The sequence below is a fragment of the Desulfovibrio sp. TomC genome (assembly GCF_000801335.2).
GTDB lineage: Bacteria > Desulfobacterota > Desulfovibrionia > Desulfovibrionales > Desulfovibrionaceae > Solidesulfovibrio.
This window is the reverse complement of sequence record NZ_JSEH01000006.1, coordinates 208,960-221,439: the sequence shown is the minus strand read 5'-3', so window position 1 is coordinate 221,439 and position 12,480 is coordinate 208,960. Positions and strand designations below refer to the sequence as shown.

The following is a 12,480-nucleotide window of genomic DNA, read 5'->3' as shown; positions in this document are numbered from 1 at the left end:
TTCTTTTTTTGCAACTATTCGTAAAATTGAAGAAAAATTCTGACAAGAGCGAAAGAGACGGAGAGGTGGGGGCGACCTCTTGAAAAAAAACAAGCCCCCTTTTCCGGGTGCTCAAGCCGGCTCGCTTCTGCGAACCCTTGTGACGCTCATACAGGGGAACCAACAAAACCAGGTGGCGTAGTGTTGGCGGGTCCAAAAGAAAAAGGGGTTAGGCTTATCACCGAACCCCGTGCATGCTTTCTGGTGGAGCTGGAGGGAATCGACCCCGCGATCTCTTGAATGCCATGCCAACAGAAAAGCATAACATATTTAAAATATTGTATTTTTTTGCATAAAATCCGGGGAGGCACAGCGCCTTTGTCGGCTCCAGCCAACAGCCACCAGTAGGTCTGAGGCGCATCAGCCAACAGACCGCCAACGGACAGCCAACACGTCTATGGCGCGCCTGCCAACATTTTTTGGGCGCGACAGGCCGGTCCGCGTTCCAGAGCGGCAGGATCGCGGCCAGTCTGCGGCCTCATAAAGAGCCTTGTCCGTCCGTTTCACCATGGTTTCTGCCGTATCCCCGGGCCGATAGCGGCAACCACGACGCTGTACGTCCTGGCTAACCACCGAAAACGAATGCCCCGCGACGGGCCTGTACAGGGGGCGTTTCGACATCGTGAACCTCTCCTTCTCAAAGGATTCGCTGTCCACGAGATCGGGTCAACTCCAGAACCTGGCCGGGCCGCCAACCGGTCATGGATTCCCGTCGCCCTCCTGGATGTTCTCGTAAAGGACGCCGTCCCGGTTGATCGTCGTTGTTGGCACATACCGCGCCCGAAGCTCCACAGGCAGGCCCTTGGGATGGGCGGGCAGCTTCTTTTCAATGGCCGCGATGCGCTCCGGCGTCGGCGGCTGCGGCCCCCGAACAACGGCGGAAATGACGTTTTCCTGCTTCCAACGTGGGCCAAAACGGATGTCCGCCAGATAACAACCGTCCGCGGTGGCGCATTCCTGCTCCAGCACGCTGCGGACGTTGGCTTCGTAGATTTTCTTGGAGAGCACTTCGTGCATGCTGTTGGTAAGGACCACGGCCAGGATGGCCAGGATGGCGATGCTGACCAAGTTGAACTTCAGGAACTGCAAAAAGGACAGGCCCTTGGTTTCGGTCACTTTACGAAAGCCGGTGACAAAAAGCACCACGGACGAGGCGAACTGGATGGCGACGATGTTGGTGAAAGTCAGCAAGAACGCGCCAAACGCCAATTGGTGTTGGCCGCGCGCCAGGAGGATGCTCGCGGCGCAAAGGGGCGGCACCAGCGCCGTGGCGATGGCCACGCCGACAAAGGCGACGCTGAGCCGGGGCGAAACCGAGGCATACGCGCCGGCCGCCCCACCGGCCAGGGCGATCATGAGGTCCGCGAAATTCGGATGGGTCCGTCCGAGTATTTCCGCCGTAATAGGCACATCGATATGAATTGAGCCAATAGTGTATGCCGTGGCAATGACGCCGGCAGCGCCTACGAGGAGCGTGCCTATACCTCGAAACAACGCCTTCATGTCGCTGTCGACGAGGGCCAACGAGACGCCCGTGATCGGCCCGAGCAACATGGCAATGATCATGGCTCCGATAATGACGGCCGGACTGTTGGCGAAAAGGCCATAACTGGCGATCGTCGCGGCCAACATGTTCATCACCATGAACGCGACGCAGAGCTTGGCGTTTTCCTGCATGGTCTCGCGGACAGTTTGCTTATGTATTGCCTCGACTCTTGCTGTATCCATGCCCGCCCCTTTCTTTCCTAACGCTATAAGCTTCAAAGCAGTACCTACTCACAACGCCATATACGCACCAACGGCCTTCTCGGCAACTGCTCAGGGAGACGGTTGCACAATTCTTTTAGGTCTTTGAATTTGGTTTTTTTGGACTTTTCCGAGGGTTGAAGCAGCAGTATTCCGAGTTTTACGGCAGGACCTGGGCTTCTTGGCTCTTCGACGTTTACCGTGGAATTGGATTCTTACTGGTTTACGTTTTCTGACGAAACAACAACTAATTATCTGTCATTAATTGATAAAAGGTTTCGTAAGCATTTCGCAGCTGAAAAATTAATTTTTTGTTAATTTGCAGTAAATAAGCGAGGTTTTTTGCCCATGATGCCTGCAGATCCATCGCTAACGGTGCCTTACTCGGCCAGTTCTTGCGGCACTTTCCCGGGCAGGGGCAGCCAAAACCTCTGTCGCTCGCCTGCCAACAGCCCTATGGCTATCCTGTCGGCCACTATCTGACAGAACATATGCATAAACAATCGGAATAGCTTCGATTTCGCGAGGCCGCCAGCATGGAGCCACTGCCGCGCAAAGTCGCATCGAATAGCCGGGACCAAGCGACGAAATAGATGTTGACTTTTTAGAACGACCGGTCTAATTGCTCAGCCATGAAACGCATTCACAGCAAAGAGACCCTCCTCCAGGTTGGACTCGATCTCGTATGGAGCAGAGGGTTCAATGGCACCGGCGTTGAGGCGATTCTGAAGGAAGCAAAGATTCCAAAGGGTTCATTTTACAACTTTTTCTCAAGCAAAGAAGAATTTTCTCTGGCGGTTATCGACAAATTTGTTGCGAGCAGGAGTGCAGTGCTCTCCCCTATTCTTAACGATGCGTCTTTACCAGCGCTTGAGCGTGTCAAAAAAAGTTTCGAAACCATCATTGCCACATTTGAAGAAAGTGGATGCTACAAGGGCTGCCTCCTTGGCAACTTAGGCCAGGAGATGTCCGATCAATACGAAAGTGTCCGGCAACGCCTTGAACTATCACTACAACTTTGGGAGAAACGCGTCTCTGATGTGCTTATTCAGGCACAGAACGACAGCTCAATCCCCGCATATATAGACGTTGCAATGCTCGCCGAAAACATGATTGCATCATTTCAAGGAGCAGTGCTTCGCTCAAAAATCAAAAAGTCACCAGAACCGTTACGGCATTTTATCCATTTATATTTCAATGTATTCCTGGCTCAGAGATAAAAACCGCAACTCTTTTTTTAACAAGCATTACGTAGACCGGTCTATTGGAAGTGCTGCCTCATCCTGAATATCTGTTTGTGGACACCAACCGGGGAGGGGCGATCGTTGTTTGAATGCAGTGTCGCTAACCCGACGCGCGGTCCGGACGAGACCTCTGGCGACCTTTTCTCCGCCATCCCCGTCTGGTTCGCGGCCGTCGTCGCCATGGCAAAGCGGCCCGGCAAAGTTCCGCCGGGCGCAAACCACTCATGCCAGGAGTGAATCATGGTTCGTAATGCGAATCGTATCAGCCCTCTCCAGACAAATCCCCGACCGTCGGCCCGAAGCAGCTCAGAGCCACGGATCTGCCGGTGCGTCTTGAGCGAACCATAGCGTGCAACAAAACAGTGTAACGATCCCCAGAAGGAGAATAGCATGGCTAATATCACCGTCGATAGGACACGCTGTAAGCGGGATGGATTTTGTGTTGCAACCTGCCCTTTCGCGGTCCTGACCACCGACGCCGAAGGATATCCAATCACCAGTCCGGAAAGCGAAAAAAACTGTATCAACTGTGGGCACTGCGTGGCTGTCTGCCCAACCGCCGCCTTGGAGCATGCCAAACTCCCGCCAAATGATTTTCTCGCGGTGCAACCGGGACAGGCGACGCCGGAAGCCCTCGACGCCCTGATCCGCAACCGGCGCTCCATACGCAAATTCAAGAGGACACCGTTGCCCCAGGAAACCTTGGACGAAATCTTTCAGGTCGCGCGGTACGCGCCAACGACGAAGAACATGAACCATATCGCCTGGCATGTGACGCGCACCTACGAAGCCACCAGGCATTTGGCCGGGTTGACCGCCGCCTGGATAAGCCAAGTGGGGTATCTGCCGACCGCCATGGATGCCTTCAACGCCGGTGGCGACCTCGTTTTGCATGGCGCGCCGCACGTCGCCTATTGCGTCTCGCCCATGGAAGACCTGATGCCTTGGACGGACGGAGCCATCGCCGCGACGATGCTTGACCTCATCGCCACGGCCCGGGGCATAGGCACCTGCTGGGCGGGTATTTTCATAAAAGCTGCCGGCGCGCACGCCCCCTTGCAGCAGGCTTTGCACCTGCCCGAAGGGACCGGAGTCGTTGGCGCCCTGATGCTTGGACTTCCGGCCGAGCGCTTTCACCAGACGCCGCCCCACATCGGGCAGGCCGACGTCACCTGGATCGATTGATCGAAACCGGCCGGGCCTGGACCAATCTGCCGGCTCAGGCCCGGTCCCCTTTCCAATCCGAACACGCACCGTACGCCGCATACCAAGGAAACCCGGATGAACGAAATCAAGGCCGCAACCGATTCATGGGTGCTCATCACAGGCGCATCAAGCGGTTTCGGCGAGGAATTCGCCCGTCAATATGCCGCGCAAGGCCATTCCCTGGTCCTTGTAGCCCGCCGGCTGGACAGGCTTGAAACTCTCGCTTCCGCACTCCGACAGCAGTACCACATCGCCGTCGTTGTTGTGCAGGTCGATCTTTCCACCGTCAACGCCGTCCTCGACTTGCAGCAAAAGCTCGCCGGCCAGGGAATTGGCATCGATATCCTGATAAACAACGCTGGTCATGGACTGCAAGGCCCGTTTCTGGATGTCACCCTGGATGCGGCCCTGGCCATGGTGCAGCTTGATATCGCGAGTCTGACTGCCGTCACCCATGTCTTTGCCCAAGACATGCGGAGACGGGGACGAGGGAAGATCCTGCTCGTCTCCAGTCTGCTGGCCTACCTGGGCATGGAGAACTTCGCGGTCTATTCGGCTGCCAAGGCCTACGTCTTGCGCTTGGGCGAAGCCCTGCATCGCGAACTCAAACCGCATGGAATCACCGTGACGACGCTTTGCCCCGGCATGTCGGACACCGGATTCGCCGCAGCGGCCAAACAGAAGATCACGCCCGGCTTGAAGCTCCTGATGATGCAGCCGGCGCCCGTCGTGCGCGCCGGTATCCGCGCGCTCGAATCCGGACGCAAAAGCGTCGTGCCGGGCTGGGCCAACAAGGCTATCGTTTGCTTTGTATGGGCAACGCCACGCTGGCTGCATCAGGCTGTTTTTTCTCGCATGATGAACGCATGAATCTGGTCGCCCTGAGGCTTTTCCGTTTCTGTACCAGAAGACTGAAAGCCGCATGCCATCGAGTCGATCCGTTTGAAGACATAACAGTAGGGACATGATCAACCATGCTTATCCACGCAAATAACTTCCACCCAAGACACCCGATGTTCTTTGGCCATGCATTGCTTCTTGCAACAGCCTTATGCCTTCTTCTCTCCGGGTGTCAGGAAGCAAAATCGAGCCCACCGATCCATCCCGTCGTAAAGACCATGCGGATCAGCCTGGATATGGGCGCGGCTAACCGCTCCTATCCTGGCGTCATTGTGGCCCGCCACGAGACCCAGGAATCTTTCCGGGTGGGCGGGCGCATCGAAAAACGCTCGGTGGATGTTGGGGACCATGTTCGTGAAGGTCAGATTCTGGCGACTCTCGACGAGAAAGACCTCCGGCTCTCGATGGAAAGCGCTCAAGCTGAACGCAATGCGGCAGTATCCAACAAGGACCAGGCGATCACCGAGGAACGACGCTATGCCACCCTGTTGTCCAAAAACGTGGTGAGCCAGTCCGAATACGATCTCAAGCATTTGTCAGCCGAGGAAGCCCGGGCGCGTCTGGAGAAAGCGGACCGCTCGCTCAAACTGGCGACAAGTCAACTCGGGTATGCCCGGTTGGTCTCCAGCAACGACGGCGTGGTCACGAAGGTGAGCGCCGAGGCCGGGCAGGTGGTATCCCAGGGACAAAGCGTCGTCACCGTGGCCCGCAAGGGCGCGTTGGAAGTGCTGGTGGATATACCTGAAAGAAATATCCAGGACATCAAGGAGAAACCAGCGGAAACGTCGCTTTGGTCGAACAGTGACGTCCGTTACCGGGCGACACTGCGGGAAATATCTCCGTCCGCCGATCCTGCCACCAGAACCTATGCCGTGCGGTATGCCCTGCCGGACGCGGACTCCTCCGTGCGGCTCGGCATGACGGCGACGCTCCATCTCTCCGAACCAGCCAGCCTCCAGACCGCCCGCATTCCGGCCAGCGCCATGTTCAACCAGGGGAAAGGCCCAGGCATCTGGAGCGTGGACCCCCAAAGCGGAGAGCTCAAATTCCGGTCGGTCACGGTGGACCGCTACTCGGAACGTGACGCCTTTGTGCACGGCCAACTTGCCAACGGCGATATCATTGTCACTTCCGGCGTCCAGAAACTCGACGAGGGCATGCGTGTTCGGCTTGCCGATGCGCCGCAGGGAGACGTCCGGTGAAAGGCTTCAACCTGTCCGAGTGGGCCGTCACCCACCGCCCGCTCACCTTGTTTCTCATTCTTCTCGTCTCCCTGTCGGGCATATCGTCCTATCTGCAACTCGGCAGGGCCGAGGATCCCGATTTCACCGTAAAAATCATGATCATCAGCGCGCTGTGGCCCGGAGCCACGGCCGATGAGATGCAGCGTCTGGTGGCTGATCCCATCGAGAAAAAACTCCAGGAGGTTCCTTACTTCGACAAGGTGAAAACCTACTCCCGGCCGGGAAGCGTGGTCATGCAGCTCAACCTCGTGGATTCCATGCCACCGTCCCAAGTGAAGGAGTGCTTTTATCAAGTCCGCAAACGCGTGGGTGATATCAAGCTCAACCTTCCTGCCGGGGTTCTCGGTCCGTTTTTCAATGACGAGTTTGGCGATGTGGACTCGCTGCTCTATGTCCTCACCGGCCAGGACCTTACGCAGCGTGAACTGAAGGATGAGGCCGAACGCATTCGGCAGACGCTGCTTCACGTGCCAGCCGTGACTAAAGTGCGGTTTTACGGCGAACAGGCCGAGTGCATCTTCGTGGAACTCAACCATGCCAAGCTGGCGACGCTGGGAATTACGGCCCAGACGGTCTTTAACTCGATCGCCAAGCAAAATATCGTGACGCCGTCCGGCGACATGGAGACGGCTGCCGACACGATCTACCTGCGCGTGGACGGCGCCCTCAAGGGGACCGAAGCGTTGGCGGAAGTGCCTGTCCAAAGCAACGGCAAGGTATTTCGGCTGGGGGACATCGCCGCACTGCGACGCGGACCGCAGGATCCGCCGACCTTTACCGTCCGCAATGAAGGCAAACCTGGCATCGCCTTGGGCGTGGTCATGGCCAAGGGAGCCAACATCCAGGAGTTCGGGCAGAATTTGGACGCGGCCATGACGCGTATCAAGGAAAATCTGCCGTTGGGCTTTGAGATCAGTCGGGTGGCCGATCAACCGAAAGTGGTTGAAGAATCCGTGAAGGAATTCGTCCAGTCCTTTGTGGAGGCCTTGGTTATCGTGCTGGCCGTGAGCTTCCTGTCGCTGGGCTGGCGTACGGGCGTCGTTGTGGCCCTGGCCGTGCCGCTTGTGCTGGCCATGGTCATGGTGATCATGAACGCGCTGGGCATGAGCCTGGAACGGATATCCCTTGGCGCGCTTATCATTGCCCTGGGACTCCTGGTGGACGATGCCATCATTTCCGTGGAGATGATGGTGGTGAAAATGGAGCAAGGATTCGATCGGATCAAGGCCGCGACGTTTGCCTGGAATGCCACGGCCTTTCCCATGCTGACCGGTACGTTGGTGACGGCAGCGGGTTTTCTGCCCGTTGGCTTGGCCAAATCCGTCTCAGGCGAATATGCGGGCGGCATCTTCTGGGTCGTGATGATCGCCCTGGTGGCCTCCTGGTTCGTGGCCGTGATTTTCACCCCGTACCTTGGCTACAAACTGCTGCCGGATTTTCATAAGGCAGGTCACCACGACGCCCATGCCATTTATGAAAAACCGGTCTATCGCCGGCTTCGTCGCCTGGTCACGTGGTGTGTGGAGCACCGCAAGACAGTCGTCGGCGCAACTCTTTTGCTCTTCGGTCTGGCGATCTTCGGTTCGGCGTTCGTGTCGCGACAGTTCTTTCCATCTTCTTCCCGGCCGGAACTGCTGGTCGAAGTCCGCTTGCCGGAAGGGTCAGCCTTTAAAACCACGGCCCAGGCCGTGGAAACGATGGAAGCATTTCTCCGGACCGATTCCGAGATCAAAACCTTCACGAGCTACATCGGCTCTGGCGCGCCGCGCTGGTTTCTGGCCATGGCCCCGGAATTGCCGAAGACGAGCTACGGCATCGTTGTCCTCAATACGGCCGACGCCGCAGCCCGTGATCGGGTGAAAGCCCGCATTGACGCCTTCGTTGCCCAAGGCGGCCTTCCTCAAGCCAGGGTGCGTTTGACGACGTTGGCGCTTGGGCCGCCAGTCGGATTCCCGGTCCAATTCCGGATTATCGGCCCCGACGCGCTCAAGGTGCGGGAAATAGCCTACCAAGTCCGCGCAGTCATGCGCGAGAACAAGAAGACCTACGACGTCAATCTGGATTGGAACGAACAGGCCAGGGCGATCCGGCTGGTGGTGGACCAGGATCGGACCAGGGTTCTTGGCCTGACCCCCCAGGATATCGCCGAAGCGCTGCAGATGCTGCTGTCCGGCGTAACCATCACCCAGGTCCGCGACGGCATCGAGCTGGTCAATGTTGTGGCCCGGGCCGTCCCCGAAGAACGGTTGCGCCCGGAGCTCCTGGCCGATCTGACGATCAGCGCCCGCAACGGACAGCCCATCCAGCTCTCCCAGGTAGCCAAGATCCAGTACGTCTATGAGGAACCTATCTTATGGCGGCAAAGCCGTGACCTGACCATCACGGCCCGGGCGGAAGTCATTGCGGGAGTGCAGGCTCCGGATGTCACCATGGAAATTCTTCCCAAGCTCAAACCCATCGAACAAACATTGCCGCCCGACTACCGGATCGAAATTGGCGGAGCCCAGGAGGAAAGCAGCAAGGCCAATCATTCCATTGTCGTCCTCCTCCCGCTTATGACCGGCATCATGCTTTTGTTGTTGATGTTCCAGTTGCAAAGCTTCCCGAGCCTCTTCCTGGTTCTGGCCACAGCTCCTTTGGGCTTGATCGGCGCGGTTGGCGCATTGTTGGTCTTTCACCAACCCTTCGGTTTCGTCGCCTTGCTCGGCGTCCTCGCGCTTGCCGGCATGATCATGCGCAACAGCGTCATCCTCGTGGACCAGATCTCGCTCGACAGGCAGGAGGGACACCCGGCTTGGGAAGCCGTCATTGACGCCACCATTCGGCGGGCCCGCCCCGTGGTGCTGACTGCCCTTGCGGCCATCCTGGCCATGATCCCCCTGACGCGCAACGTTTTCTGGGGGCCTATGGCCGTTGCCATCATGGGCGGACTGTTTGTGGCAACAGTGCTGACGTTGCTGTTTACCCCAGCCCTCTATGCGATGATTTTTCGCATCCGTCGCCCAGGAAAGGATTAGATTTTCGCCGGGAACTTCCGTCCTGATCGTATGGGAGCGGATTGCCGCAGCGGACGGCTCCACGATTTTTCCCTTTCATTCCGCCTAAGGAGACACGCTATGTCCAAAACCCCGATTGAAATCGCTGAAACCTTCTACGGGCTCTGGAGCGACGATCGCATGGAAGACGCCCTGACCATGCTCACCGAGGATGTGCTCTACGACAATATCCCATTTCCGACCATCATCGGGCGTGATGGTGTCCGCAAATTCCACGTCGATTTCGGGTTTGGCAACGATTTCAGAGCCGAATTCAAGATCGTCAATATTGCCGCCGCAGGGAATATCGTGCTCAGCGAACGAGTCGATATCTTCTATCACAGCAGCGGCGGCACCATCACGCTGCCGGTCATGGGGACGCTCACCATCGAGAACGGCATGATCACCGTCTGGCGCGACTATTTCGATCCGACCGATTTCGAAAAGCAGCTCAGCCAAATCAAGCGCTAGGAGGATTGCATGGCGAACCAGAACGATCATCCGGCAGTAAAACGCTATCAAGAGCGAAAGGCATCAAACACGGTTCAGGCTCCCATTCCAAGATTGAGCGCCGTTGATCTGCGCGAGATGTGCCTGGCCTGCGGCGCGGACGATGTTGGCATTGTTGAAATCGACCGGCCATCGTTAGCCGGGGAGAAGGAGGACATTCTCGCGCTGTTCCCATGGACAAAATCCCTCGTCAGTTTTGTGGGGCGGATCAACCGGGAGAACTTGCGAAGTCCTGCCCGCTCCATAGCAAGTCTCGAACTGCAGAAGACAGAGGAGCGGCTGAACCACGCTGCCCAGGCATTGGCATCGGCCCTTGAGCGGAAAGGCATCCGGGCCGTGACGCCGGCAGTCGGGTTTCCGATGGAAACGGACCAATGGCTGGGAAAGATGCACGTGGTGTCGCACAAGCCCGTGGCCGTTGCGGCCGGGCTCGGGATGATGGGCCTGCACCGGAATGTCATTCACCCGGTCTTTGGGAGTTTTGTTCTGCTGAGTACCGTGCTTATCGATGCCGAGGTGGACGAGTACAGCAGTCCCCTGGATTACAACCCTTGTCTTGATTGCAAGCTCTGCGCGGCTGCTTGTCCCACGGGAGCCATAGGTCGGGACGGGGTGTTCAACGCCATAAACTGCCTGACGCATACCTATCGGGAACTGATAGGCGGGTTCACGGACTGGGTTGAAAATATCGCGGACAGTAAAAGCGCCGTCGATTACAGGGGAAAAGTAAGCGATGCCGAAACTGTTTCGCGCTGGCAGAGCCTCGCCTGTGGGCCGTGCTACAAGTCGGTTTATTGTATGGCCGTCTGCCCTGCGGGCGATGAGGTGATCCCGCAGTATCTTGTAGACAAGAAGAAATTCATCGAGGATGTGGTGAAGCCGCTCCAACAAAAGACGGAGACGGTCTACGTCCTCCCTGGCTCCGACGCTGAAAGCCATGTTCTGCGGACATTCCCGCACAAGAAGGTACAGCGGGTGGGCAACGGCATCAGGGTGCCGTCCGTGGCCGCCTTTCTCGAATCCATGCCGCGCGCCTTCCAACGGCACAGCTCGGCAGGGCTTGCCGCAACCTACCATTTTTCGTTCAGTGGAATAGAGCAGATCGAAGCGACAGTGATCATCAAGGACAAAACGATCAGCGTGCAACGAGGCCACGCCGGCGTCCCGGACGTACGGGTGAACGCTGATGCGAAAATATGGTTGCGGGTGCTGCACAAGGAAACGTCAATAATAAAGGAAATCATCTTCAGAAAAATCCGCGTCAAAGGGCCGATGAAGTTGTTCAAGGCTTTTGGCCGGTGCTTTGCCTAGGGCGTGCCACAAACAGATCGTTGTCCCATACTTGAAATTGACGCGGCACTCCGGGCCGTCAGATGTGCACTGGCGGCACCTTGAAAATCCTCCGTCGCGGCGGCAGCCAACAGGGAATTTCTCGTTAACACCCCGCATAAAAACGAAAGGCCACAGATGAAAACTCAAACAATGAAAGCACTCACTTTCAAACGCTATGGCAAGTCGCCCGACATTGGGTTCGCCAACATTCCCCAGCCTGCGCTGAAGGCCAACGAATTGCTGGTGCAAGTCCACGCTGCCGGCGTGAACCCGATCGACAACATGATACCGACGGGGAAGTTCAAGCCAGTTCTCCATTTCCAGCTTCCCGCCACGCTGGGAAGCGATCTGGCCGGTGTGGTCACAACAATCGGCAGTCGCGTGACGCGCTTCAAGCCAGGCGATGCCGTCTTCGCCAACCTCTTCGACCTGGGTACGGGTGTGATCGCGGAATTCGCGGTAGTGCCCGAGAGCGTTGCCGCGCTGAAGCCGAAAAATCTGGACTTCGTGCAAGCCGCATCAATCCCGATGGTCGGACTCACCTCGTGGCAAGCGCTGAAGGAACGTGCCAATCTCAAGGCCGGTCAGAAGGTGTTCATCCCGGCAGGGTCCGGCGGCATTGGCACGTTTGCGATCCAGTTGGCAAAGCACCTCGGCGCCGTCGTGGGAACGACCACCAGCACGGGCAACGTCGAACTGGTACGTCGCCTTGGCGCGGACGAGATTGTCGACTACAAGAAGCAAGCATTCGAGAAAACGCTGCGTGGCTACGACGTCGTGCTGGGCACCGTCAGGGGCGACGCGATTGAAAAATCCATCGATATCCTTAAGCCTGGAGGCCGAATCGTCTCTCTCGTCGGGCCGCTGGACGCAGCATTCGCTCGTGCTCGACGACAAAACTTCTTTCTGACGTTCGTCTTCGGCATGATGAGCCGCAAGATCATGCGTCTTGCGAGAAAGAAAGAAGTCACCTACCAATTTCTCTTCGTGCGTCCCGAGGGCGATCAACTTGCCGAAATCGGCAAGCTCCTCGCAGCGGAGCGCATCCAGCCCGTGATTGATACGGTGTTTCCGTTCGAGCAGGCAAATGATGCGCTTTCGTACCTCGCCCAGGGACATTCCAAGGGAAAAATTGTCATCAAGATCTGTTGAAGATTTTTGATTCTCGAATCTTTCGTCAGTAAAGAAATTCTGCGCCATGCAGATATTTCCACCACTCAACGA

The 12,480-nt window shown here is 57.2% G+C and carries 9 protein-coding genes; 8 read left to right on the top strand and 1 reads right to left on the bottom strand.

Going from position 1 to position 12,480, the window contains the following annotated elements; translation table 11 throughout:
* Positions 1-738 precede the first annotated feature (738 nt).
* Positions 739-1,767 carry a TIGR00341 family protein gene (locus NY78_RS07895; RefSeq protein WP_043634004.1) on the bottom strand — a complete coding sequence of 343 codons (1,029 nt, stop codon included), beginning with the start codon at positions 1,765-1,767 and terminating at the stop codon, positions 739-741.
* A gap of 650 nt (positions 1,768-2,417) precedes the next feature.
* Here NY78_RS07895 and NY78_RS07890 point away from each other — a divergent pair.
* The 8 genes from NY78_RS07890 to NY78_RS07855 all read left to right on the top strand — a co-directional run bounded on the left by NY78_RS07890 (position 2,418) and on the right by NY78_RS07855 (position 12,408).
* The gene (locus NY78_RS07890; protein WP_043634002.1) at positions 2,418-3,005 is read left to right on the top strand and encodes a TetR/AcrR family transcriptional regulator; all 588 of its coding nucleotides are present in this window, start codon (positions 2,418-2,420) and stop codon (positions 3,003-3,005) included.
* A gap of 414 nt (positions 3,006-3,419) precedes the next feature.
* Positions 3,420-4,214 (top strand): nitroreductase family protein, encoded by a 795-nt coding sequence (locus NY78_RS07885; RefSeq protein WP_043633999.1) that lies wholly within the window; start codon positions 3,420-3,422, stop codon positions 4,212-4,214.
* 96 nt (positions 4,215-4,310) lie between these two features.
* Entirely contained in the window at positions 4,311-5,105 is a 795-nt protein-coding gene (locus NY78_RS07880) for an SDR family NAD(P)-dependent oxidoreductase (RefSeq protein ID WP_043633997.1), read from the top strand.
* Positions 5,106-5,353: 248 nt separating this feature from the next.
* Positions 5,354-6,337 (top strand): efflux RND transporter periplasmic adaptor subunit, encoded by a 984-nt coding sequence (locus tag NY78_RS07875; RefSeq protein ID WP_231583839.1) that lies wholly within the window; start codon positions 5,354-5,356, stop codon positions 6,335-6,337.
* Entirely contained in the window at positions 6,334-9,396 is a 3,063-nt protein-coding gene (locus NY78_RS07870) for an efflux RND transporter permease subunit (RefSeq protein ID WP_043633990.1), read from the top strand. Before NY78_RS07875 ends, NY78_RS07870 begins: the two co-directional genes overlap by 4 nt.
* 99 nt (positions 9,397-9,495) lie before the next feature.
* Entirely contained in the window at positions 9,496-9,885 is a 390-nt protein-coding gene (locus tag NY78_RS07865; RefSeq protein ID WP_043633987.1) for a limonene-1,2-epoxide hydrolase family protein, read from the top strand.
* 9 nt (positions 9,886-9,894) lie between these two features.
* Positions 9,895-11,235, top strand: a complete 1,341-nt coding sequence (locus NY78_RS07860) for an SCP2 sterol-binding domain-containing protein (protein ID WP_043633984.1) — start codon at positions 9,895-9,897, stop codon at positions 11,233-11,235.
* Positions 11,236-11,406: 171 nt separating this feature from the next.
* On the top strand, positions 11,407-12,408 hold the full coding sequence (locus NY78_RS07855) for an NADP-dependent oxidoreductase (RefSeq protein ID WP_043634098.1): 1,002 nt from the start codon (positions 11,407-11,409) through the stop codon (positions 12,406-12,408).
* Positions 12,409-12,480 lie beyond the last annotated feature (72 nt).

Bases quoted from the DNA above. Each gene is read 5' to 3' on its own strand.
- NY78_RS07895 (WP_043634004.1), bottom strand. From the start codon at position 1,767: ATGGATACAGCAAGAGTCGAGGCAATACATAAGCAAACTGTCCGCGAG.
- NY78_RS07890 (WP_043634002.1), top strand. From the start codon at position 2,418: ATGAAACGCATTCACAGCAAAGAGACCCTCCTCCAGGTTGGACTCGAT.
- NY78_RS07885 (WP_043633999.1), top strand. From the start codon at position 3,420: ATGGCTAATATCACCGTCGATAGGACACGCTGTAAGCGGGATGGATTT.
- NY78_RS07880 (WP_043633997.1), top strand. From the start codon at position 4,311: ATGAACGAAATCAAGGCCGCAACCGATTCATGGGTGCTCATCACAGGC.
- NY78_RS07875 (WP_231583839.1), top strand. From the start codon at position 5,354: ATGCGGATCAGCCTGGATATGGGCGCGGCTAACCGCTCCTATCCTGGC.
- NY78_RS07865 (WP_043633987.1), top strand. From the start codon at position 9,496: ATGTCCAAAACCCCGATTGAAATCGCTGAAACCTTCTACGGGCTCTGG.
- NY78_RS07860 (WP_043633984.1), top strand. From the start codon at position 9,895: ATGGCGAACCAGAACGATCATCCGGCAGTAAAACGCTATCAAGAGCGA.
- NY78_RS07855 (WP_043634098.1), top strand. From the start codon at position 11,407: ATGAAAGCACTCACTTTCAAACGCTATGGCAAGTCGCCCGACATTGGG.